The organism is Saccharicrinis sp. GN24d3, assembly GCF_052400645.1.
Lineage (GTDB): Bacteria > Bacteroidota > Bacteroidia > Bacteroidales > Marinilabiliaceae > Saccharicrinis.
Genome location: NZ_JBQTGI010000089.1, coordinates 1 through 566, shown reverse-complemented (window position 1 = coordinate 566; position 566 = coordinate 1). Strand labels below are relative to the sequence as shown.

Sequence of the window (566 nt, the reverse complement as noted above, 5' to 3'; positions counted from 1 at the left end):
GACGGAACAACATTTGAAACCGTTGTTGTAAATGAAAGGCCAACCGTAACGGTAAACTACAACGCCCCGGTCTGTGAAGGGACGAGTCTGATATTAACGGCCACCCCATCCGGGGGAAGCGGCAGTTATGTAAATTATGTATGGACAAAGGGAGGCGTTGAAATAGCAGGAGAAAATGCTTCCACGCTAACCGTTGATCCTTCGGCCGCCGCCGATGCGGGGACTTACGGAGTAACCGTCGAAGACAATTCCGGTTGTACAAGCGATGAACAGACGGTTGTGGTAAGCATTCATGCCTTGCCCATTCCAACAGCCGGGAACGACGGTGCAGCCTGTGAGGGGGAAACGGTGAATCTTTCCGGTGGACCCGCAGGCATAAGCTATTCGTGGTCCGGGCCAAACGGTTTTAGCAGCTCGGATCAGAACCCGGTTTTAAACAATATAGCACTTGCCGACGCAGGAACTTACACGTTGACAGTTACCGACGGAAACACCTGCGAGCAAAGCGTATCAACCGAAGTGGTTGTAAATTCTAACCCAAGCATAACCGCCAACAGCAACAGTCC

1 protein-coding gene is annotated in these 566 nt (G+C 51.8%); it reads left to right on the top strand.

The genetic code is table 11. The annotated features are described in order from the left end of the window. Positions 1–566: immunoglobulin domain-containing protein (locus ACT29I_RS25720; protein WP_430937430.1), on the top strand; the 566-nt coding region annotated here is incomplete at both ends.